21 protein-coding genes are annotated in these 22,316 nt (G+C 66.0%); 16 read left to right on the top strand and 5 right to left on the bottom strand.

Annotation, left to right across the window (positions count from 1 at the left end):
* Positions 1–116: 116 nt before the first annotated feature.
* Positions 117–2,882, top strand: a complete 2,766-nt coding sequence (locus AC25ND_RS21450; RefSeq protein WP_069016470.1) for a hybrid sensor histidine kinase/response regulator — start codon at positions 117–119, stop codon at positions 2,880–2,882.
* Positions 2,883–2,953: 71 nt separating this feature from the next.
* Positions 2,954–3,550: a MarC family protein gene (locus AC25ND_RS21445; RefSeq protein WP_028691281.1), complete on the top strand. Its 597-nt coding sequence runs from the start codon at positions 2,954–2,956 to the stop codon at positions 3,548–3,550.
* Between the two features lie 12 nt (positions 3,551–3,562).
* On the opposite strand, the gene cobJ is transcribed toward AC25ND_RS21445, so the two are convergent.
* Genes cobJ through cobG form a run of 4 tightly spaced genes read right to left on the bottom strand, consistent with a single transcriptional unit; the run spans position 3,563 to position 7,926 of the window.
* Positions 3,563–5,263 (bottom strand): precorrin-3B C(17)-methyltransferase, encoded by a 1,701-nt coding sequence (gene cobJ, locus AC25ND_RS21440; protein WP_486976579.1) that lies wholly within the window; start codon positions 5,261–5,263, stop codon positions 3,563–3,565.
* Positions 5,251–5,985, bottom strand: coding sequence for a precorrin-2 C(20)-methyltransferase (locus AC25ND_RS21435; protein ID WP_486976578.1), 735 nt, complete (start codon positions 5,983–5,985; stop codon positions 5,251–5,253). The genes cobJ and AC25ND_RS21435 overlap by 13 nt, the downstream gene beginning before the upstream one ends.
* The gene (locus tag AC25ND_RS21430; RefSeq protein WP_011535884.1) at positions 5,982–6,608 is read right to left on the bottom strand and encodes a precorrin-8X methylmutase; all 627 of its coding nucleotides are present in this window, start codon (positions 6,606–6,608) and stop codon (positions 5,982–5,984) included. Before AC25ND_RS21430 ends, AC25ND_RS21435 begins: the two co-directional genes overlap by 4 nt.
* Positions 6,601–7,926 carry a precorrin-3B synthase gene (cobG, locus tag AC25ND_RS21425; protein ID WP_028691284.1) on the bottom strand — a complete coding sequence of 442 codons (1,326 nt, stop codon included), beginning with the start codon at positions 7,924–7,926 and terminating at the stop codon, positions 6,601–6,603. Before cobG ends, AC25ND_RS21430 begins: the two co-directional genes overlap by 8 nt.
* Before the next feature lie 167 nt (positions 7,927–8,093).
* On the opposite strand from cobG, the gene cbiE reads away from it, so the two are divergent.
* The 13 genes from cbiE to cycA all read left to right on the top strand — a co-directional run bounded on the left by cbiE (position 8,094) and on the right by cycA (position 20,048).
* On the top strand, positions 8,094–9,305 hold the full coding sequence (gene cbiE / locus AC25ND_RS21420) for a precorrin-6y C5,15-methyltransferase (decarboxylating) subunit CbiE (RefSeq protein WP_241411195.1): 1,212 nt from the start codon (positions 8,094–8,096) through the stop codon (positions 9,303–9,305).
* On the top strand, positions 9,298–10,392 hold the full coding sequence (locus AC25ND_RS21415; protein WP_069016473.1) for a cobalt-precorrin-5B (C(1))-methyltransferase: 1,095 nt from the start codon (positions 9,298–9,300) through the stop codon (positions 10,390–10,392). Before cbiE ends, AC25ND_RS21415 begins: the two co-directional genes overlap by 8 nt.
* Positions 10,389–11,117 (top strand): cobalt-precorrin-6A reductase, encoded by a 729-nt coding sequence (locus AC25ND_RS21410; protein ID WP_028691287.1) that lies wholly within the window; start codon positions 10,389–10,391, stop codon positions 11,115–11,117. The genes AC25ND_RS21415 and AC25ND_RS21410 overlap by 4 nt, the downstream gene beginning before the upstream one ends.
* Before the next feature lie 82 nt (positions 11,118–11,199).
* Complete coding sequence (gene vapB / locus AC25ND_RS21405; protein ID WP_036986184.1) at positions 11,200–11,430, top strand: type II toxin-antitoxin system VapB family antitoxin; 231 nt, start codon at positions 11,200–11,202, stop codon at positions 11,428–11,430.
* A complete protein-coding gene (gene vapC, locus AC25ND_RS21400) occupies positions 11,430–11,840 on the top strand; it encodes a type II toxin-antitoxin system tRNA(fMet)-specific endonuclease VapC (protein ID WP_028691288.1) in 411 nt (136 codons plus the stop codon). Before vapB ends, vapC begins: the two co-directional genes overlap by 1 nt.
* 129 nt (positions 11,841–11,969) lie before the next feature.
* Complete coding sequence (locus AC25ND_RS21395; RefSeq protein ID WP_486976585.1) at positions 11,970–12,350, top strand: NfeD family protein; 381 nt, start codon at positions 11,970–11,972, stop codon at positions 12,348–12,350.
* Positions 12,351–12,376: 26 nt separating this feature from the next.
* The gene (locus AC25ND_RS21390) at positions 12,377–13,231 is read left to right on the top strand and encodes an SPFH domain-containing protein (RefSeq protein ID WP_028691290.1); all 855 of its coding nucleotides are present in this window, start codon (positions 12,377–12,379) and stop codon (positions 13,229–13,231) included.
* Between the two features lie 240 nt (positions 13,232–13,471).
* Positions 13,472–13,861: a DUF2946 domain-containing protein gene (locus tag AC25ND_RS21385; protein WP_486976577.1), complete on the top strand. Its 390-nt coding sequence runs from the start codon at positions 13,472–13,474 to the stop codon at positions 13,859–13,861.
* 47 nt (positions 13,862–13,908) lie between these two features.
* On the top strand, positions 13,909–14,391 hold the full coding sequence (locus AC25ND_RS21380) for a copper chaperone PCu(A)C (RefSeq protein WP_028691292.1): 483 nt from the start codon (positions 13,909–13,911) through the stop codon (positions 14,389–14,391).
* Positions 14,392–14,416: 25 nt separating this feature from the next.
* The gene (locus AC25ND_RS21375) at positions 14,417–14,842 is read left to right on the top strand and encodes a DUF2946 domain-containing protein (RefSeq protein ID WP_088852334.1); all 426 of its coding nucleotides are present in this window, start codon (positions 14,417–14,419) and stop codon (positions 14,840–14,842) included.
* A 69-nt stretch (positions 14,843–14,911) separates the two neighbouring features.
* Positions 14,912–16,978, top strand: a complete 2,067-nt coding sequence (locus tag AC25ND_RS21370) for a TonB-dependent copper receptor (protein WP_028691294.1) — start codon at positions 14,912–14,914, stop codon at positions 16,976–16,978.
* A gap of 58 nt (positions 16,979–17,036) precedes the next feature.
* Positions 17,037–18,401 (top strand): PepSY-associated TM helix domain-containing protein, encoded by a 1,365-nt coding sequence (locus AC25ND_RS21365; RefSeq protein ID WP_186596618.1) that lies wholly within the window; start codon positions 17,037–17,039, stop codon positions 18,399–18,401.
* 231 nt (positions 18,402–18,632) lie between these two features.
* Positions 18,633–20,048: a D-serine/D-alanine/glycine transporter gene (cycA, locus tag AC25ND_RS21360; protein WP_028691296.1), complete on the top strand. Its 1,416-nt coding sequence runs from the start codon at positions 18,633–18,635 to the stop codon at positions 20,046–20,048.
* 86 nt (positions 20,049–20,134) lie between these two features.
* Here cycA and AC25ND_RS21355 read toward each other — a convergent pair whose 3' ends face one another.
* Positions 20,135–20,434 (bottom strand): hypothetical protein, encoded by a 300-nt coding sequence (locus AC25ND_RS21355; RefSeq protein WP_028691297.1) that lies wholly within the window; start codon positions 20,432–20,434, stop codon positions 20,135–20,137.
* Between the two features lie 515 nt (positions 20,435–20,949).
* Here AC25ND_RS21355 and urtA point away from each other — a divergent pair.
* On the top strand, positions 20,950–22,215 hold the full coding sequence (gene urtA, locus AC25ND_RS21350) for an urea ABC transporter substrate-binding protein (RefSeq protein ID WP_028691298.1): 1,266 nt from the start codon (positions 20,950–20,952) through the stop codon (positions 22,213–22,215).
* Positions 22,216–22,316: the final 101 nt, after the last annotated feature.

Below are 22,316 nucleotides of genomic sequence, written 5' to 3'. Positions count from 1 at the left end.
GCGCTCCGCGCACGCGGCCTTCGGCTCGTCGTCAAGGCCCCGCCGGGGCCTTGCCTTCGCCTTGGCGCGCCGCGCATAGTTGTTATCCGGCACATTAGCTAAGAAGGGATTTCGTCGTGCGTCGGCTTCGGATTGCCATAGCCCTGATCGTCAGCCTGCTGACCCTGCTCTGCCTGCTCCCGGCACACGCCGAACAGGCCGCAGGCTGGTCGGCGCTGCTCGATGAACAGGGCAACCTGCAATTGTCCGATGTACGCTCCGAGCGTTACCGCAACCAGTTCAGCCCCCTGGCCCTCGACGAACTGGATGCCGCCCTCCCCGACCAGGCACTCTGGCTGCACTATCGCCTGGAACCGCACGACCAGGAGCAACTGGTCCGCATCTTCGCCCCCGACCTGTCGCGCCTGGACCTCTACGCCCTCGAAGGCGGCAAGCTGCTGCGCCAGTTGCACCATGGGCGCCAGGGCGATGGCCTGAGCCCGACCCAGCGCGGCCGGGACCATGTGCTGCCGCTGCCGCACAGCAGCCAGCCACTGGACATCTACCTGCGACTGGTCTCCGAACACCAGTTGCGCCCTGCCATCAGCGTCGAGTCCACCGCCCACGCCGCCGCCGACCAGCGCCAGTCGCTGCTGTTCGGCCTGCTGTTCGGCGGGCTGGTGATGCTGATCCTGCACAACCTGATCCGCTTCGCCTATTCACGCTCCAGCACCACGCTGGTCCTGGCGCTGTACCACGGCCTGATGCTGCTCAGCGCGCTGATCCTGCTCAATCTCACTGGCCCGTGGAGTCAGCTGTGGCACAGCGCGCAAACGCCGGCGGCCTACCTGACCCTGGTGCTGGCGGGCCTGGCCGGGCTGTACTTCACCCTGCATTTCTTCTCTCCCTGCAGTTCGGCGCGGCTCAACCGCCTGCTGCACATGGAAATGGTGGTGGCAGCGGTCAGCGGCATGGTGCTGCTGTTCGTCGACACGCTGCCGCTGAACCTGATGACCTACGCCCTGCTCGCACTGGGCAGCCTGAGCATGCTGCTGGTCAGCAGCTATCACTGGTACAAGGGCTACGGCCCGGCGCGGTTGTTCACCGTGGCGATGCTGGTATTCAACCTCGGCGGCCTGGTGCTGCTGCCGGCCCTGCTGGGCCTGACCCGCACCCCCACGCCCTGGCTGCTGTGCATCCTCATGGCGCTGACGGTGGTCAGCGGCCTGCTGCTCAACCTCGCGGTCAGCGAGCGCCTGCGCCGGATCAGCGAGGAGCGTTTCCGCGCCAGCCGCGCCCTGGCCGCCAGCGATGCCGAGATCAACGCCAAGGCCGAATTCCTGGCCAAGATCAGCCACGAGATCCGCACCCCCATGAACGGTGTGCTGGGCATGACCGAGCTGCTGCTGGGCACGCCGCTGTCGGTTAAACAGCGCGACTACGTACAAACCATCCACAGCGCCGGCAACGAACTGCTCACCCTGATCAACGAAATCCTCGACATCTCCAAGCTCGAGTCGCGGCAGATCGAACTGGACGATGTGCAGTTCGACCTCAATGCCCTGATCGAGGATTGCCTGAACATCTTCCGGGCCAAGGCCGAGCAGCAGAACATCGAGTTGATCAGCTTCACCCAGCCTCAGGTGCCCAGGGTCGTCAGCGGCGACCCGACACGCCTGCGCCAGGCCCTGTCGAGTCTGCTGGACAACGCCCTGAAAAACACCACCCAGGGCGAGATCCTGCTGGTGGTGGCCCTCGACCAACGCGGCGACAGCCCGCGCTTGCGCATTGCCGTGCAGGACAGCGGCGAGCCCATGCCGCCCGCCGAGCGCGATGCCCTGCTACAGGCCGAACTGCACAGCCGCCACTTCCTCTCCAGCAACAAGCTCGGCGGCCACTTGGGCCTGGTGATCGCCAAGCAGCTGATCGGCCTGATGCAAGGCGAGTTCGGCATCAAGACCAGCACCAGCATGGGCAACACCCTGTGGCTGACCCTGCCGCTGGACCCGCTGCGCCTGGAGCAGCCGGCCACCGACCTCGACAGCCCTTTGCGCGATGCGCGGGTGCTGGTGGTCGACGACAACGATACCTGCCGCAAGGTACTGGTGCAGCAGTGCAGCGCCTGGGGCATGAACGTCAGCGCGGTGCCGTCGGGCAAGGAAGCGCTGGCGTTGCTGCGTACCAAGGCGCACCTGCGCGACTACTTCGACGCGGTGCTGCTGGACCAGAACATGCCCGGCATGACCGGCATGCAGCTGGCGGCCAAGATCAAGGAAGACCCGAGCCTGAACCACGATATCCTGGTGGTCATGCTTACCGGCATCAGCAATGCGCCGAGCAAGATCATCGCCCGCAACGCCGGGGTCAAGCGCATCCTCGCCAAGCCGGTGGCCGGCTACACGCTCAAGACCACCCTCGCCGAGGAGCTCGCCCTGCGCGGCCGCGAGCAGGCCGCGCCGCCGCTGCCGGCCGGCAGCCCGGTGCCATTGGACCTGCCCGGCGACTTCCGCATCCTGGTGGCCGAGGACAACAGCATCTCCACCAAGGTCATCCGCGGCATGCTCGGCAAGCTCAACCTCGAGCCGGACACCGCCAGCAACGGCGAGGAAGCCCTGCAGGCGATGAAGGCCAGGCACTACGACCTGGTGCTGATGGACTGCGAGATGCCGGTACTCGACGGCTTCTCAGCCACCCAGCAGCTGCGTGCCTGGGAAACCGCCAACCAGCGTCCGCGCACCCCGGTGGTGGCGCTGACCGCGCACATTCTCAACGAACACAAGGAGCGGGCGCGCCTGGCCGGCATGGATGGGCACATGGCCAAGCCGGTGGAGCTGTCGCAATTGCGCGAGCTGATCCAGTTCTGGGCGGGGCAGCGTCAGGTAGTGTCTGACCCGCTGGCCTGAGAGAAGCCCGCGCCCATCCCGCAGGTTCCGTGCTATACAGGTGCCACCTATCCCGTCGCGGACCCGCCCCCATGCTCCATGAGTTGTTCAGCGTCTACCTGAAGATGCTCGTGCTCTACAGCCCGTTCTTCGTGCTCTCATGTTTCATCGGCCTGACCCGCGGCCACTCCAGCAAGGAACGCAAGCAACTGGCCTGGCGGGTGGCCATTGCCACGCTGGTCGCCAGCGTGCTGCTGTACTTGTTCGGGCGGGTGATCTTCGGGGTATTCGGCATCACCGCCGACGCCTTCCGCATCGGCGCGGGCTCGGTGCTGTTCATCTCGGCGCTGGGCATGGCCCAGGGCAAGTCGGCTGTGCAGACTGACAACGTGCAGCAGGACGTGACCATCGTGCCGCTGACCATTCCGCTCACCGTCGGCCCGGGCACCATCGGTGCACTGCTGGTGATGGGGGTGGGCCAGCCGCACTGGGACGACAAGCTGCTGGCCATCGTCAGCATCGCCCTGGCCAGCTTCACCGTCGGCCTGGTGCTGTACCTCTCGCACCGTATCGAGCGGCTGCTCGGCGACCAGGGCCTGCAGATCGTCAGCCGCCTGATGGGACTGTTCGTCTGCGCCCTGGCGGCGCAGATCATCTTCACCGGGATCAAGGGCTACCTGCTGCCCTGACCCCGGCTTCGCTCAAGGCTTGGCGGGGTACCAGCGCGGCGTGTACACCCACTGGCCGCCATCGGCACGGGGGAAGGTGCAGGTGGTCGAGGAACCGACCAGCACCAGAGTGCGCATATCGACCATCTCCGGCAGCAGCTCGCCCAGGGTCACCACCCGCAGCGCCTGCCCCGGCCGGCCGATATCACGGCCCAGCACCACGGGGGTGCCTGCGTCGCGATGGCGACGTACCACTTCCAGCGCCACGCCCAACTGATGAGGCCGGGCCTTGGAGATCGGGTTGTAGAACGCCAGCACCAGATCCGCCTGGGCGGCCAGGTCGAGGCGTTTTTCGATGATCGACCAGGGCTTGAGGTTGTCCGACAGCGACATCACGCAGAAATCGTGCCCCAGCGGTGCCCCCGCTTGCGCGGCGGTGGCCAGCGAGGCCGAGACGCCGGGCAGGATCTGCAACTCGACGCGCTGCCAGGCCGGGTCGCTGGACTCGTGCAACGCTTCGAGCACTGCGGCGGCCATGGCGAATACGCCCGGATCACCAGACGATACCACCACCACCGAACGGCCCTGGGCCGCCAGCTCGAAGGCATGGCGGGCGCGCTGCATTTCTTCGCGGTTGTCGGTGCAGTGCAGCACTTGATCGTCGCGGAAGGGGCCGGCCATGCGCACGTAGGTTTCGTAGCCGAGCACATCCTGCGCCCGCGCCAGCTCCGCCTTGACCGCCGGCACCATCAGCTCGGCGGCACCAGGGCCCAGGCCGATCACGGCCAGGCGCCCCCGGCGACGGCCAACGCGGTCGATGTCGACCGGTGCCGCGGCAACGGCGTGGGCGAGCCCCATGGACGAACCCACACGCGCTTGCGGCAATGCATCAGCCAGCATCCGCTCCAGGCTCTCGGCGGCCGGAGCGAAGCGCAGGGCGACGTTCAGCGCGTGGGCAGCCTCGTGCAGGGTCGGCTCCGCCATCTCGGCTTCGCTCGCCAGCAGGCAGGCCAACGCGGGCTCGGCGATATTCGCTCGCAGCAGTTCCTCCCGCACCTGTTGCGCCAGGTCAGCGCTGCCGGCTGTGACCGCCACCACCACGCAACGCGCATGGATCAGCAGTTCATCACGACTGGCCGGACGCAGTGCGCTCCCCACATGGATGGTGCGCCGCGCATCGTCACCTGCAGGCAACTGCGCGTGCTCAAGCCACGGCGCGTCGCCTTCGACACGCACGGTTTCGCCCGCCAGCAGGTCGGAGACGAAACGCTTGCCCTGCTCCAGGTCCGCCAGTGCGTAGCCCTCGGGCGGGTTGAGCAGGCAAGTGCCGAAGCGCAGCTCGCCACTGGTGGTGATCGCCGCGCTGACACCCAGCGCCTCGCCGATTTCGCGGGCCATGACATTGACCCCGCCCAGGCCACCGAGCAGCGGCACCACGGCGCTGCCGTCCTCGGCCACGGCCAGCACCGGCGGCTCGACGCCTTTTTCGCTCAACAGCGGCGCCAGGGTGCGAATGACAATACCCGCCGCGCACAAGGCGATGATCGGCGTGTCTTGCTGATACAGATCGCGCAGGGTGTCGCCGAAGACTGCGTAGTATTGGTCGGCACCCTCCACGCGCCCTTGCAGGCCATGGATCACGGCCTGTGGATAACGCTGCTGGATTCGCTGCGCGGTAGCCAAGCTGCCCGGGCCGAGAATGACGATTGCCGGTGCCTTGATCATCCCTGCCATTTCTCACCCGGCACGATGATCAGCGAGAAATACGGCGAGGACTGCGGGTCGACTTCATCCAGCGCGACGATCTTCTGGTTGGCCATGGTCGCCCGCTCCACGTACAGCGCACGGCTATCCAGGCCCAGCTCGCCGAGCACCTGGCGCACTTTGGGGAAGTTGCGCCCCAGCTTCATGATCACTGCCGCGTCGGCAGCGGCCAGGCGCTGTTTGAGCTCTTCAGGGGGCAGCACACCGGAGAGCACGGTGAGGGTCTGGTTGCGATACACCAGCGGCGCACCGAGTACCGAGGCGCCACCGAGCATCGAGCAGACGCCCGGAATCACCTGGGCCTCGTAGCGCGATGCCAGGCGATCGTGCAGGTACATGTAGGAGCCGTAGAAGAACGGGTCCCCTTCGCAGATCACCGCCACATCGCGGCCGGCATCCAGGTGCGCGGCAACCTGCAGACTGGCTTCGTCGTAGAAGTCGCTGATCACCTGCTCGTAGGAGAGCGGCGCGGGCAGCGCCTCGGTGGTCACCGGGTATACCAGGGGAAGCAGGATCTGTTCAGCTTGCAGGTGCGCTTCGATGATACCGAAGGCATTGCCGCGCTTGCCCTTGGCCACGAAGTACCCCACCACGGGGGCCTCGCGCAGCAGGCGCAGAGCCTTGACCGTGATCAGTTCGGGATCGCCCGGGCCCACGCCCAGGCCCAGCAGTCGTCCGCGTGCGTGCATCATTCCACCTCCGTGGCCAGGGCGTTGACCGCGGCGGCAGCCATCGCGCTGCCGCCCAGGCGGCCCTGCATGATCACGAACGGCACGCCACGGCTGTCGGCGGCGAGCATCGCCTTGGATTCGGCGGCGCCGACAAAGCCGACCGGGAAGCCGAGGATCAGCGCCGGTTTCGGCGCGCCGGCATCGAGCATTTCCAGCAGGTAGAATAATGCGGTCGGTGCATTGCCGATCACCACCACGCTGCCTTCCAGGTGCGGGCGCCACAGTTCCAGGGCCACCGCCGAGCGGGTGTTGCCTTCGGCCTTGGCCAGGTCCGGCACGCTCGGGTCGCGCAGGGTGCAGATCACCGGGTTGTTCGCTGGCAGCCGGGCGCGGGTGATGCCTTCGGCGACCATGTGCGCGTCACAGAGGATCGGCGCGCCCTTGGCCAGGGCCTCGCGGCCGGCGGTACCGGCACCTTCGGAAAACTGCAGGCCATCGATGGCCTCGACCATGCCGCAGGCATGGATCACGCGCACGGCGAGCTTTTCGAGATCGGCGGGGATCCGCTCGAGCCGGGCTTCCTCGCGGATGATCCGGAAGGAATTGCGATAGATCTCCTGACCATCGCGGATGTAGTCAATCATCAAGGTGCTCCGTCGGCAGGTCGAGCATAGCGCCTGCTTCTTCTGGGGTGAGGTCGGCGCCGCGCAGCCTGCCGAAACCCGGCAAGCGCGCGTCGCGCAAGTAAAGGTCATAGCGGCCCGGGGCTCGGGCCAGCAGGGTGGCCGGGGCCACATGGGCCATGGCGCAGGAACGTGGACAGGCGGACAGGTGCACGCTTCCCGGGGCGCCGTGGTGCAGCAGTGCGGCCAGGGCAATGGCATCGGCCTTGGTGTCGGCCTGGGCCTTGGCGCAACCGCTGGAGCCGGTGCAGGCGACGACCCGCGCCAGGGGATGTTCGTTGTCGCAGATCATGCCGGATGCCGTCAGTTGCGCGCGTGCGTTTTCCAGCTCGGTCGGTTCGAGGGAGGTCAGCACCAGGCTCTGCCAAGGCGTCAGGCGTAAGCTGCCATCGCCCAATTGCCGGGCGATGCGCGCGGCACTGCGCAACATAGCGGGCATCAGACGACCGAGAGGCGGCGCGGCGCCCAAGGCCACGCCCTGGCGCTGGAGCAGCACGCCCAGCCAGGGGCTGGTCGTCGCCGAGCGCTGCCAAGCCATCAATGTGGTGTCGATCTGGAGGGGCAGCCCTTCAAGGAAGTGCTCCACCGGGCACACCTGCAGCAATTGACGCATGCGAGACTGCTCAGGTGTCGCCAGGTCAAGGAAGCGCTCCAGCACTGCCCGCACCAACGCCAGTCCCTGCTCCACCGGTACCGCGCCCAGCGCCAGGCCATTCGACAGGCTGCTTGCGAGGCCGAACCGCAACCAGATGCGTCCTTCACGCTGCATCGCCGACAGCCACAGATCATGGGCGTGTTCGAGCATCGCAAGCGCTTCGCCACCATCGAGCTGCACGGCGAACTTGGCCGACAGCTTGTGAAACCGGGGTGTGCTTTCCAGCAGCTCGAGGATCTGCCCGGCCAATGGTCGGGTGTCGAACAGCATGGCCGGATCGAGGCCGGCCAGTGGGCTGAGCATGAGGTTGCGTACATCATCGCCCGCCGCGTCACGCGGGCCGAGCCCGGCGGCCAGCAGATGCTCGACCAGCCCACCGTGATCCTGGCCAATGCCACGGATCTGCAAGTTGGCTCGGTTGGTCGCCTCGATCACCCCGCCGGCGAAGCGCTCGGCGGCGTCGGCCACGGCATCGGCCTGGTCGGCCAGCAGCAGGCCGCCCGGTAGCTTGATCCGGCAAATGCCACCGTCGCGCGCAGCAACGATGCGCCACAACCCCGGGCAGGCCGAGGGACGGGGCGAAACTTCGGAGGACGGGGGCTGCGTCAAGGGGGTATCCGGCAATCGTGAAAGTGCGCTTCAGTGTAGAAGGCGCGGTATTATGCCTGCTTTGTCCGGCGGCATGAAAAACCGGTGGTCGAACGCTTAGACGAATCGCGGGGCAAGCCCGCTCCCACGCCCCCTCGTGGGAGCGGGCTTGCCCCGCGATCAATGATTGGTACGAGGAACAGATGGCCCCCTGGCTGACAGTAATAGGCATCGGCGAAGACGGCTTCAGCGGCCTGGGCAAACAGGCCCGGCGCGCTCTGCTGTCAGCCACGCGAATCATCGGTGCCCCACGCCAGTTGGCGCTGCTGCCCCGCTGCGTGACCGCCGAGCAATTGCACTGGCCTACCCCCTTCTCCCTGGCCCCGGTCCTGGCCCTGCGCGGCGAGCCGGTATGCGTACTGGCCAGCGGCGACCCGATGTTCTACGGCGTCGGCGCCAGCCTGGCGCGCCAGCTGCCCGCCGACGAACTGCAGGTGCTGTCGATGCCCTCCTCCTGTGCCCTGGCCGCCGCCCGCCTGGGCTGGCCGTTGCAGGAGGTACAGGTGGTCTCGGTGGTCGCCCGCCCGCTGACCGCGCTCAATGCCCATCTGCACAGTGGCATGCGCCTGCTGGTGCTGAGCAACGACGAAAGCAGCCCGGCATCCATCGCCGCGCAACTGCGCGACCATGGCTTCGGCCCCAGCCGTCTCCAGGTGTTCGAACACCTCGGCGGCCCACAGGAGCGCAGGCTGTGCGGCACCGCCGACGACTGGCCGCACGGCGACATCGCCACGCTCAACCTGGTCGCCATCGAATGCCAGGCCTCACCCGACACCCCACGTCTGCCTAGAGTAGCCGGCCTGCCCGACGGCGCCTTCCGTCACGACGGCCAGTTGACCAAGCGCGATGTGCGCGCTATCACCCTGGCCCGCCTCGCCCCGCAACCCGGCGAACTGCTGTGGGACGTGGGCGCTGGCTGCGGTTCCATCGGCATCGAGTGGATGCGCGCCCATCCCAGCTGCCGCACACTTGCGATCGAGGCCGACGAAGGCCGCCAGGGCTACATCGAACACAACCGCGACACCCTCGGCGTGCCCGGCCTGCGACTGATCCGCGGCAAGGCCCCCGAAGCGCTGGCCGGGCTGGAACGTCCCGACGCGATCTTCATCGGCGGCGGCGTCACCCGCGAAGGCGTGCTCGACCTGTGCTGGGAGCGCTTGCTGCCGGGCGGACGCCTGGTTGCCAACGCCGTCACGCTGCAAAGCGAGGTCGCCCTGGCGCAGTTCCGCGAGCAGCACGGCGGCGAGCTGACCCGCATCCATATCGCCCATACCCAGCCACTGGGCAGTTTCGACACCTGGCGCCAGGCCCTGCCGATCTCCCTGCTCGACGTGGTGAAGCCTCTCGATGCGTGAAGAAACCCGTGAACAGCCCGCGCCACTGCGCAGCGGCCTGACCACTGGCAGTTGCGCCACCGCCACCAGCCTGGCGGCGGCGCGCCTGCTGCTGACCGGGCAACGGCACGACGCGGTGGAGATCACCCTGCCCAAGGGCAAGGTGGTGCAGATGCGCCTGGAGTTCTGCCACCTTAAGGGCGACCTGGCCGAGGCCGGCACCCTGAAGGATGCCGGCGACGACCCCGATGTCACCCACGGCGCCCTGCTCTTCAGCCAGGTGCGCTTGTGCGCCGAACCTGGCGTTCGCTTCGTCGCGGGCGCGGGCGTGGGGACCGTGACTCGCCCGGGGCTGGTGCTGGCAGTCGGTGAACCGGCCATCAACCCGGTGCCACGCAAGATGATCAGCGACCATCTGCTGCAACTGGCGGGCGATTGCGGCTACCACGGCGGTTTCGAGGTGACGGTCAACGTGCAGGGCGGCGAACAGCTGGCCCTCAAGACCATGAACCCACGCCTGGGCATCCTCGGCGGGCTGTCGATCCTGGGCACCAGCGGCATCGTCCGGCCGTTCTCCTGCTCGGCCTACATCGCCTCGATCCACCAGGGCATCGACGTCGCCCACACCAACGGCTACACCCATATCGCCGCCTGCACCGGCAACGCCAGCGAAGACACCATGCGCCGGGTCTACAACCTGCCGGAGATCGCCCTGATCGAGATGGGCGACTTCGTCGGTGCCGTGCTCAAGCACCTGCGCAAGGTACCCGTGCCGCGCCTCACGCTGTGCGGCGGCTTCGGCAAGATCAGCAAGCTGGCCGCCGGGCACATGGACCTGCACAGCCGTCATTCGAGCATCGACCTGCCGCAACTGGCGGGCTGGGCGGCGGCCATTGGCGCGGACCAGGCCCTGCAACAGGCGATCGTCGCCGCCAACACCAGCCAGCAGGCCCTCGCCCTGGCACATGCCGCCGGCATCGCCCTGGGTGACGAGGTGTGCCGCCACGCCCTGGTCTTCGCCCGCAGCGTGGTGCCGGCCCAGGTGCAGGTGGAAGTGTTCGCCATCGACCGCCAGGGTGGCATCGTCGGCAAGGCGGGTGTGGCATGAACGGGCGCATCCTGCTCCTCGGCGGCGTCACCGAAGCCCTGGCCATCGCCCGCCAGTTGGGTCCGCAACATGTCTACAGCCTCGCCGGCATCGGCCGCATTCCCCAGGACCTGGCCTGCCAGGTGCGAGTCGGCGGCTATGGCGGCGCCGAAGGCCTGGCCGAGTACATGCGCGCCGAAGGCATCGACCTGCTGATCGACGCCACCCATCCCTATGCCGCGCAGATCAGCCGCAACGCCGCCCTCGCCGCACACTGCGCCGGCATTCCCTGCTGGGCCCTGCGCCGTCCGGCATGGCAGGCGCAGCCCGGTGATGACTGGCGCGAAGTCGAGGACTGGGCCGGGCTGATCGCGGCGCTGGCCCCATTCGAACGCCCCTTGTTCACCCTGGGTCGAGAGCCCCTGCAACACCTGGACGAAATCCCGCCACACCAGTTCTGGACCCTGCGCGCCCTCGAGGCGTGCCCCGGCAATGACCGCTGCGAAGTGATCGGTGCGCGCGGGCCCTTCCTCATCGACGATGAACGTGCCCTGTTCGAACGTCGGCAGATCGACGTGCTGGTGAGCAAGAACAGCGGCAGCACGGCCACCGAGCCGAAACTGGAAGTGGCGCGGGAGCGCGGGATTCCAGTACTGGTGCTCGAGCGGCCGGTGCTGCCGGAAGTGGATCGGGCATTTCACGATGCAGGGTCGCTGCTAGAGGCACTCGGCCTGTTCAAGGCCTGATCATGCTACGTATATCCCATTGACATATCCACTCCTGGAATTAAACTCCGGACATACATTTGCGCTTTCAAGGAGGCCCATCATGGAGCAAGGTGCAGTCTTCAAAAGCAACCGCAGCCAGGCTATCCGCATGCCAAAAGCCCTCGCCCTTCCAGAAGACGTCACCCGAGTGGACATCGTCGCGGTGGGCCGTTCCCGTATCATCTCGCCTGCCGGCGAAAGCTGGGACAGCTGGTTCGAGGGTGACGATGTGAGTTCGGACTTCATGGCGAGCAGGGAACAGCCAGCCGACCAGGAGCGCGAAGGATTCTGATGCTCAGGTACATGCTCGATACCAACATCTGCATTTTCACCATCAAGAACAAGCCACAAGTGGTGCGCGAGGCATTCAATCGGCACCACGGCCAGTTGGCCATCAGCACGGTAACCCTGATGGAGTTGATCTACGGTGCGGAAAAGTCCGCCGCGCCGGAGCGTAATCTGGCCATTGTCGAGGGGTTCGCCGCACGGCTCGATGTGCTTGACTACGACATTCAGGGCGCAGCTCACACCGCGCAGCTACGTGCGGAACTGGCCAAGGCCGGCACGCCCATCGGCCCCTACGACAGAATGATTGCCGGCCACGCCCGCGCGCGCGGCCTCACGCTGGTGACCAACAACCTGCGCGAGTTCCAGCGTGTTCCGGGGCTGCGTGTGGAAGATTGGGTGACACATCCACGCTGACGGTCGCGAGATGGCCCTGTGCCTTGATCCTGCCGTAAAATCACCTCTCCCCTTCTGGAAGGCTCCACCCATATGGAAATGCAATGGTGGATCTGGCTCGTCTTCGGCGTGGCCTTGATCCTGCTGTAACTGGTACTCCCCACCTTCTTCATCCTCTGGTTCGGCATCGGCGCCGTGCTGGTGTCGCTCGTCTCGCTGCTTGCGCCCAGCCTGCAACTCGATATGCAGGGCCTGCTGTGGGTGGTGTTCTCATCGATCACCACCGTGCTCTGGTTCAAGGTGTTCCGCCGCAAGAAGCCAGACGTGCGCTGGACCGCCGACAGCGTGATCGGCGAGGTCGGCCTGCTGACCGCCAACGTGTCGCAGTTCCAGAAAGGCCGGGTGCGCTTCCAGAAACCGATCCTCGGCAACGAGGAATGGACCTGCGTCGCCGACAGCGACATCCCCGCCGGCGAGCGCGTGCGCCTGGCCGCCATCGAAGGCAACACCGCCCGGGTCACCCGGGCCTGAATCCGCACTAAAAGGAAGTTCGCACCATGACCAGCCTCATCGTCGTCGGCACCCTCGCCGCATTCGTTCTCATCACCGTGTTCAAGGGAGTGCGCATCGTGCCTCAGGGCGAGGAGTGGATCGTCGAACGCCTGGGCCGCTACCACAGCACCCTCAAGCCAGGCCTGAACATCGTCATCCCGTACATGGACGTAGTCGCCTACCGCCTGCCGACCAAGGACATCATCCTCGACGTGCAGCAGCAGGAGATCATCACCAAGGACAACGCGGTGATCGTCGCCAACGCCCTGTGCTTTGCCAAGGTGGTCGACCCGCAGAAGGCCTCGTACGGCGTACAGAACTTCTCGTTCGCCGTCACCAGCCTGACCATGACCTCGCTGCGCGCCATCGTCGGCGCCATGGACCTGGACGAAGCGCTGTCCAGCCGCGAGCAGATCAAGGCGCGCCTGCGCGAGGCGATGTCCGAGCAGACCGAAGACTGGGGCGTGACCGTGCGCTCGGTGGAGATCCAGGACATCAAGCCCTCGCCGAGCATGCAGACCGCCATGGAACGCCAGGCGGCTGCCGAGCGTGAGCGTAAAGCCGACGTGACCCGCGCCGAAGGCAACAAGCAGGCTGCCATCCTCGAAGCCGAGGCGCGCCTGCAGGCGGCCAAGCTGGATGCCGAGGCCCAGGTCAACCTGGCCGAGGCATCGGCGCGGGCGATCACCCTGGTCAAGGAAGCGGTGGGCAGCGAGACCGTGCCGGCCATGTACCTGCTGGGTGAGCGTTACATTGGCGCGATGGAGAACCTGGCGAGCAGCGACAATTCGAAAGTGGTGGTGCTGCCGGCTGACCTGCAGGAAACCGTGCGTGGACTGCTGGGGCGTGGCAAGGTCTGATAACGCCGGGGCGCTTTGCGCCCCTTTCGCGACACGAGGCCGCTCCCACAGTAATTGCGCCAGCTTTTAGCATGTGAGCAAGACAGTTGCTCCCACAGGGAAACGTATCCTCCTGTGGGAGCGGCCTTGTGTCGCGATGGGCTGCGCAGCAGCCCCTGGTGCGGCACTTCACCGCACCCCAGCTTTTTTACCTATACTCCGCCGTACAATAGCCATCACGATTCCTGACCGGATCTCTCCATGCCCCCACGTCGGCACATCGCCTGGATAGCCTGCTTCGCAGTGCTGTTCAACCTGCTGGCCATGCCGCTGTCTTCTGCCGCGCCCAAGGGCCCGGCCGAACAGCTGCTGTGGGGGGCTTTCTGTTCCAGCATGGCCAACAAGGCCAAGGTCGATGTCCAGGCCCTGGCCAAGATCGACCTCGGTCCGCAAAGCGACGACAGCGCCAGCATGATGAACTGCTGGTGCTGCCTGGGTGCCGCGCCCTTGCTGGCCCTGCCCAGCTATACGCCGCAGTTGCACAACCCGCCCGTGCTGCCAGCGGGGCACTCGCCGCAACTCGCTGACTACCAACCCACGCCGCGCCAGCTATGGCCCGCGCTCAATCCCCGTGCCTCTCCTCTGGCCTGAGTTCACTACGCTGCCTGCCTGAACCTCAACAGATCGGAGACTCCCCCATGCTCAAGCAAGCCCTCGTCCTGGCCGCCCTGCTGCTGCCCGGCGCCTATGCCAACGCCCACGAGTACAGCAAAGGCGACCTGCACATCGCCCACCCCTGGTCGCTGGAGCTGCCGCCGAACGCGCCCAACGTCGCGGCCTATTTCGTCGTGCACAACAACGGCAAGACCGACGACCGTCTGCTCTCGGCGGACACGCCGATCAGCGCCGACGCCCAGCTGCACGAGCATGCGATGAGCGCCGCCGGCGCCATGAAGATGCAACAGGTGCAAAGCGTGGTGGTGCCCGCCGGCAAGGACCTGACCTTCGCCCCCAGCGCCTACCACGTGATGATCATGCAGCCCAAGGATCGCAGCCTGCTGACCGACGGCAAGCGCTTCCCGCTGACCCTGCACTTCGAGAAGGCCGGTGACATCACCGTCGAAGTCGCCGTGCAGAAGCAGCCACCGGCCGAGCAGGCCGCGCACGAGCACGCGCACTGACCTGATCGACTGACTGGCGCTCGCCATGAGCCTGCCGCGCTACAGCTCCGTCCGCACTACCCGCCCTGATCGCAGGCGCGTCGGTGGCGGCTGGCTGAGCCTGTTCGCCATGTGGATGATCTTCATCGGCCCGCTGGTTTCCCAGTCGATGCCGATGGAGCACCACGCCGCCATGGGCATGCCCATGGACATGAGCATGCCGATGGCGCACGGTCACGACGAGCACCACGGCCACGGCAACGATGGCCAGTTGCATGTGATGTGGGAGAAGTGTGGCTACTGCAGCCTGCTGTTCAACTGCCCCGCCCTGCCCCAAAGCCTCAGCCCGCTCAGCGCGGGCAGCGTCACCCCACCCACCCACCTCACCGTCGCCACGCGCCAGGGCCATGCCCGGCAGGCTGTATTCCCCGGCGCCCGCAGCCGCGCACCGCCCCGATCGATCGTCGCCTGAACACCACACGCTAAACGCCCGAAGCCAGGAGGCTTCGCGCTGACTCATGACTGATCGACTGGAATCATTATGTCCGGCTGCACCCCTGTTTTTGCCCTTTCCCTGCGCGGCACCATCGCCGTGCTCTGCGGCTCGCTGCTCGCGCCACTGGCCCTTGCCGCCGAAACCGGCCACGAAGGCCACATCCACGACACGGCCGAACTGAGCCCGACGGTGATCACCGCCATCGCCCCGAGCTCGCCGCTGACCGTGGTCACCAACCCCAAGGACCCGCGCCAGCCCGTGCCGGCCAGCGACGGCGGTGACTACCTCAAGACCATCCCCGGGTTCTCGGTGATCCGCGCTGGCGGCACCAATGGCGACCCGGTGCTGCGCGGCATGTTCGGTTCGCGCCTGAACATCCTCACCAACGGCGGCATGATGCTCGGCGCCTGCCCGGGCCGCATGGACGCGCCAACCTCGTACATCTCGCCGGAAACCTACGACCGCCTCACCGTGATCAAGGGCCCGCAGAGCGTGATCTGGGGGCCGGGCGGCTCGGCTGGCACCATTCTCTTCGAGCGTGAGCCGGAGAAGTTCGGCGAGTTGGGTAGCCGGGTCAACGGCAGCGTACTGGCTGGCTCCAACGGCCGCTTCGACAAGGTCCTCGACGCCGCGGCCGGCAACCAGCTCGGCTACGTGCGCTTCATCGGTAACCAGTCGCACTCGGACGACTTCGAGGACGGCAACGGCGATACCGTGCCGTCGCGCTGGGACAAGTGGAACGGCGACGTCAGCCTCGGCTGGACCCCGGACGCCGACACCTTGCTGGAACTGACCGCTGGCAAGGGCGACGGCGAGGCTCGCTCCGCCGGACGCGGCATGGACGGTTCGCAGTTCAAGCGCGAGAGCCTGGGGCTGCGCTTCGAGAAGTCCAACCTGGGCGAGGTGCTCGACAAGGTCGAGGCGCAGGTCTACTACAACTACGCTGACCACGTGATGGACAACTACACCCTGCGCACTCCGTCGGGCACCGGCATGATGGGCATGCCCATGGTCAGCAACGTCGACCGCCGTACCATGGGCGCACGGATCAAGGCCACCTGGCGCTGGGCCGACGTGCAACTGATCAGCGGCATCGACGCGCAGACCAACGAACACCGCCAGCGCGGCGGCATGGGCGTCAACGCGCACAAGGGCCAGCCCTGGACCAAGGACGCCGACTTCCACAACTACGGCGCCTTCGGCGAGCTCACCTGGTATGCGACCGGTGAGGATCGCCTGGTCACCGGCGCCCGCCTGGACCGTGCCTCGGCCCGCGACTTCCGCAAGGGCAGCGCCACCGAAGGCGACACCCGCGCCGACACCCTGCCCAGCGGCTTCGTGCGCTACGAGCACGACCTGGCGGCGATTCCGGCCACCACCTACATCGGCCTCGGCCACACCCAGCGCTTCCCCGACTACTGGGAGCTGTTCTCGCCCAAGCGCGCCCCGGCCGGCTCGGTCAACGCCTTCGACGGCATCAAGCCGGAGAAGACCACCCAGCTCGACTTCGGCATCCAGTACCGCGACGAGCGCCTGGAGGCCTGGGCCTCGGGTTATGTCGGGCAGGTCCGCGACTACATCCTGTTCGACTACCAGCGCAACATGATGGGCTCGCTCACCTCCCAGGCGCAGAACGTCGACGCCCGCATCATGGGCGGCGAACTGGGCGCGGCCTACAAACTGACCGAGAACTGGAAGGCCGACGCCACCCTGGCCTACGCCTGGGGCAAGAACAGCAGCGACGGCAAGGCCCTGCCACAGATGCCACCGCTGGAAAGCCGCCTGGGGCTGACCTACAGCCGCGACACCTGGAGCGTCGGTGCCCTGTGGCGCCTGGTCGCCGAGCAGAACCGCATTGCCAAAAACCAGGGCAACGTGGTCGGCAAGGACTACGACACAAGCTCAGGCTTCGGCGTGTTCTCGCTCAACGGCGCCTACAAGGTCAACAACAACCTCAAGCTCAGCGCGGGCGTCGACAACCTGTTCGACAAGGCCTACGCCGAGCACCTGAACCTGGCCGGGAACGCCGGGTTCGGCTACCCGGCCAGCGCCACGGACCCGGTGAACGAGCCAGGCAGGACCTTCTGGACCAAGGTCGACTTCAGCTTCTGACAACAACAAACGGGCGCGGGACCTGACCGCGCCCACTTAAGGTCTACGGGAGGCTCTAATGAGCAAACCAAACGTTTCCTTCTACAACCTTGCGTGGCGCTGGCATTTCTATGCCGGGCTGTTCGTGGCGCCATTCATGGTCCTGCTGGCGCTTACCGGGATCATCTACCTGTTCAAGCCGCAACTCGATCCGTTGATGTACCGCGAGCTGATGGTGGTCGAGGCCGGCCATCACCGACAGGGCGCCGACACGCTGCTGGCCAACGTGCGCCAGGCTTATCCACAAGGCCAGGTGGGACAGTATCTGCCGCCGGTGAGCGCCGAGCGCAGCGCACAGTTCGTGGTGCATGACGGCGGGCGCGAGCTGAATGTCTTCGTCGACCCGTACAGCGGCCAGGTACTGGGCGACCAGGATGGCAAACAGAACCTGCAGGCCATCGCACGCGCCTTGCATGGCGAACTGATGGTCGGCACGGTCGGTGACCGGCTGGTGGAACTGGCGGCCGGCTGGGGCATTGTCCTGGTCGTGTCCGGCCTCTATTTGTGGTGGCCACGCGGGCGCAGCAGCGCCGGGGTGCTGTGGCCACGTTTCAGCGCGCGCGGCCGCTTGCTGTGGCGCGACCTGCATGCCGTCACCGGTTTCTGGGGCTCGGCCCTGCTGCTGTTGATGCTGCTCAGCGGCATGACCTGGACCGGGCTGTGGGGCAAACAGTATGCCGACCTGTGGAACCGCTTCCCGGCGGCCATGTGGAACGACGTGCCCAAGTCCGACAAAGAAGCCCGCGACCTCAACAGCGCCCACCGCCAGACCGTGCCGTGGGCGATGGAGAACACGCCGATGCCAGTGTCCGGCGCCCATGCCGAGCATGCCGGGCATCACATGATGGATCACGCCCCGGCGGCGCCGCAGGTGAGCCTGCAGCAGGTCGAGAACATCGCCAATCTGCGCGAGGTCGAGCCGGGCTACAGCATCACCCTGCCAAGCAGTGCTGACGGGGTCTTCACCATTGCGGTATTCGCTGACGATCCGCGCAACGACGCAACCCTGCATGTGGACCAGTACACCGGGAAGGTGCTGGCCGATGTGCGCTGGCAGGACTACAGCCCGGTGGCACGCGCCACCGAGCTTGGGGTGATGCTGCACGAAGGCAAGATGTTCGGGCCGCTGAACCAAATCGTCATCCTGCTGGTGTGCCTGATGATCCTGCTGGGCTCGGTGAGCGGGCTGGTGATGTGGTGGAAGCGCAAGCCCACGGGTGGATTGGGCGTGCCGCCGCTGCGTCATGACCTGCCGCGCTGGAAGACGGCAGTAGGGGTGATGGTGGTGCTGGGCGTCGCCTTCCCGCTGGTGGGGATTTCGATGGTGGTGATGTGGGGGGTGGATAGCCTGGTGGTGAGACGCCAGATCATGGTCAGGGCCTGATATCGCAATCGCGGGGCAAGCCCGCTCCCACGCCTGCCCTGTGAGATCAGCGTGGGAGCGGGCTTGCCCCGCGATGAGGCCGGCACCAACAACCATTGATTCCCGTCATGTCGAGCACCGCGCTGTACCGCCAAGATCGTGCCGATCTGCCACACCCGCGATTGGAACGCGACGTGATAGCCTACGCGGCTTTCGCTCACAAAAAGACTGACCCTCAATGGAATGCAGCCTATGACCCGGACCTCCCAGACACCCTCCGAAGAGCAGCACCTGCAACGCAACCTGACCAACCGTCACATCCAGCTCATCGCCATTGGCGGCGCCATCGGCACCGGCCTGTTCATGGGCTCGGGCAAGACCATCAGCCTGGCCGGCCCGTCGATCATCTTCGTCTACATGATCATCGGCTTCATGCTGTTCTTCGTCATGCGCGCCATGGGCGAGCTGCTGCTGTCGAACCTCAACTACAAGTCGTTCATCGATTTCTCCGCCGACCTGCTCGGCCCCTGGGCCGGCTACTTCACCGGCTGGACCTACTGGTTCTGCTGGGTGGTCACCGGCATCGCCGACGTGGTGGCGATCGCCGCCTACACGCAATTCTGGTTCCCGGACCTTCCGCAGTGGATACCGGCGCTGAGCTGCGTGGCCTTGTTGCTGTCGCTGAACCTGGTGACGGTGAAGATGTTCGGCGAAATGGAATTCTGGTTCGCCCTGATCAAGATCATCGCCATCATGGGCCTGGTCGCCACCGGCCTGTACATGGTTATCACCGGCTTCCAGTCGCCGAGCGGCCATACCGCCACCCTGGCCAACCTGTGGAATGACGGCGGCATGTTCCCCAACGGCCTGCTCGGTTTCTTCGCCGGCTTCCAGATCGCCGTGTTCGCCTTCGTCGGTATCGAACTGGTGGGCACCACAGCCGCCGAAGCGAAGAACCCCGAGCGCACCCTGCCGCGGGCGATCAACTCGATCCCGGTCCGCATCATCGTGTTCTACGTGCTGGCGCTGATCGCCATCATGGCCGTCACCCCATGGCGCGACGTGGTGCCGGGCAAGAGCCCGTTCGTCGAGCTGTTCGTGCTGGCCGGCCTGCCGGCGGCGGCGAGCATCATCAACTTCGTGGTGCTGACTTCTGCGGCCTCGTCGGCCAACAGCGGCGTGTTCTCCACCAGCCGCATGCTGTTCGGCCTGGCCCAGGAGGGCGATGCGCCCAAGGCGTTCGAGAAACTCTCGCGCCGCGCGGTGCCGGCCAACGGCCTGTACTTCTCCTGCACCTGCCTGCTGCTGGGCGCGGTGCTGATCTACCTGGTACCCAATGTGATCGAAGCTTTCACCCTGGTGACGACGGTGTCGGCGGTGCTGTTCATGTTCGTGTGGACGCTGATCCTGCTGTCGTACCTGAGCTACCGCAAACAGCGCGCGGCGCTGCATGAGCAGTCCACCTACAAGATGCCCGGCGGGCGTTTCATGTGCTACGTGTGCCTGGTGTTCTTTGCCGGCATTCTGGTGCTGTTGAGCCTGGAGGCGGATACGCGCTCGGCGCTGGTGGTGACGCCGATCTGGTTCGTGATTCTGGCGGTGACCTATCAGTTCGTGCGCAGCAGGCGTCAGCCGCGTACCGCCGTGCGTGGGGCGTCGAACAACTGATCCTGAACCCATCGCGGGGCAAGCCCGCTCCCACGCCTGCCGTGTGAGGTCGGCGTGGGAGCGGGCTTGCCCCGCGATGAGGCCCGCTAGCCTTGCTCCAACCCTTCAAGCACGGCTTCGGCCAACGCCAGGCCTTTCTCCAGCGAGTTCTCCGTCGCCGTCAGCAAACTGCGCAACGGCTCCCCCGCCTTCTCCAACGCGGCAGCATTGGTCTCATACGCCGCCTTCAACGCCGCCACGGCGCACACCAGCGCATCCTCGCTATCAACGCCAGCACGTACCGAGAGAATCGGATCATGGGCGTGATTGCAGGTGCCAAAGTGGGAACAAGCGGTGACGGGACGTGATTTGCGCGGGGTGAGGTTGACCAGCGATTCCTGGTTCATGGCTGCACCTCTCGATGAAAGGTGGCGATCTCGAGAAATGCGAACGGTGGATCTGGAACGATCTTCTTGAGCATGGTGCGACTCCTTGCAGCCTTCTGAAGTGTATCTCCGTGCCCATACGCCAATATGGGTGGACGGAGCCGTGCGGGTTGGCGTTGCCGGTCAGAAGGTCCGGTGAGCCCGAAGGCTCCCACACACGGCTCCGCCCATAACGGGTGCAACCATGCAGGACACGCTATCGCAGGTGCGATGTGCCCGGTTCTGACAGCGGGACGCCAATCCCGAACCGCAGAAACTACTGCGGTGCGGCACGGTACTCAAGTACCGCTTATGTGTCAAAAGTGTTCATCGCCCCCGACCCAATCCTGTGCAAGCCCAACCTGCAAGCACCATCCTGGCTCCTCCTCGCGCCCCGATTCGTCGCACAACCGCTCTACCAAGCACCTTCCATCGCTCGGCACAGCCTTTGCACTCTCCGACTAGGCCAACACCTACCATCACATCGGAGTGAGCACATGAAGCGACGCAGTCTGATCAAGGCCTTCACCCTCAGCGCATCGATCGCCGCGATGGGCCTGAGCTGGAGCATCCAGGCCGCCGAGACCATCAAGGTCGGCATCCTGCATTCGCTGTCGGGGACCATGGCGATTTCCGAGACCTCGCTCAAGGACATGGCGCTGATGACCATCGACGAGATCAACGCCAAGGGCGGGGTCAACGGCAAGCAGCTCGAGGCGGTGGTGGTGGACCCGGCGTCCAACTGGCCGCTGTTCGCCGAGAAGAGCCGCCAGCTGCTGACACAGGACAAGGTGGCGGTGGTGTTCGGCTGCTGGACCTCGGTGTCGCGCAAGTCGGTGCTGCCGGTGTTCGAGGAGCTCAACGGGCTGCTGTTCTACCCCGTGCAGTACGAGGGTGAAGAGATGTCGCCGAACGTGTTCTACACCGGCGCCGCGCCTAACCAGCAGGCAATCCCGGCCGTGGAATACCTGATGAGCGAGGACGGTGGCGGCGCCAAGCGCTTCTTCCTGCTGGGCACCGACTACGTCTACCCGCGCACCACCAACAAGATCCTGCGCGCCTTCCTGCACAGCAAGGGCGTGGCCGACAAGGACATCGAAGAGGTCTACACGCCGTTCGGCCACAGCGATTACCAGACCATCGTCGCCAACATCAAGAAGTTCTCCGCCGGCGGCAAGACGGCGGTCATCTCCACGGTCAATGGCGACTCCAACGTGCCGTTCTACAAGGAGCTGGCCAACCAGGGGCTGAAGGCCACCGATGTACCGGTGGTGGCCTTCTCGGTGGGTGAAGAGGAGCTGCGTGGCATCGACACCAAGCCGCTGGTGGGGCACCTGGCGGCGTGGAACTACTTCGAGTCCGTGGATAACCCGGTGAACCAGAAGTTCGTCGCCGACTGGAAGGCCTACGCCAAGGCCAAGGGCCTGCCGGGGGCCGACAAGGCGGTGACCAACGACCCTATGGAGGCCACCTACGTAGGTATCCACATGTGGGCGCAAGCGGTGGAAAAAGCCAAGTCCACCGATGTGGACAAAGTGCGTGAGGCACTGGCCGGGCAGAGCTTCAAGGCGCCGTCGGGCTTCACCCTGACCATGGACAAGACCAACCACCACCTGCACAAGCCGGTGATGATCGGCGAAATCCAGGATGACGGACAGTTCAGCGTGGTGTGGCAGACCGAGGAGCCGCTGCGGGCGCAGCCTTGGAGCCCGTTCATTCCGGGGAATGACAAGCGGCCGGATTATGCGGTGAAAGGTAATTGAGTGACCAGGGGCCGCTTTGCGGCCCTTTCGCGACACAAGGCCGCTCCCACAGGTAGATCGCGTTCCCATGTGGGAGCGGCCTTGTGTCGCGATCGAGGGCG

It is taken from the genome of Pseudomonas sp. P110(2024) (genome assembly GCF_057480795.1).
The sequence above is the reverse complement of the archived record's forward strand: the minus strand, read 5'-3'. Positions and strand labels throughout refer to the sequence as shown.